The organism is Tsukamurella strandjordii, assembly GCF_039525985.1.
Classification (GTDB): Bacteria; Actinomycetota; Actinomycetes; order Mycobacteriales; family Mycobacteriaceae; genus Tsukamurella; species Tsukamurella strandjordii.
On sequence record NZ_BAAAII010000008.1, the window covers coordinates 568993 to 569300 of the forward strand.

Genomic DNA, 308 nt, shown 5'->3' on the forward strand with positions numbered 1-308 from the left:
CGTCGGCGGCGGCCTTCTCCGCCATCGCCTTGTCCACGGCCGCCTTGTCGGCGGCGGTGCGCTCCGCAGCCGCCTTGGCCGCGTTGGCGCTGTCGGACGCCTCCTTAGCCGCGGTGGCCCGGGCCTGCGCGTCCTTGGCCGCATTCGCTCGGTCGGTGGCCGCCTTGTCGGCGGTTTCCTTGGCTGCGGTGGCCTGGTCGGCTGCGGTCTTGGCTGCTGCTGCCTGGTCGGTTGCCGTGGCCTGCTTGGCGTCGGCGTCCTTCTTGGCGGCGTCGGCGGTGTGGGCTGCTGCGGTCTTGTCGGCTGCG

At 73.7% G+C, this 308-nt stretch carries 1 pseudogene; it reads right to left on the reverse strand.

Going from position 1 to position 308, the window contains the following annotated elements:
- Positions 1–308: pseudogene (locus ABD108_RS17370) on the reverse strand (hypothetical protein); the annotation flags it as partial.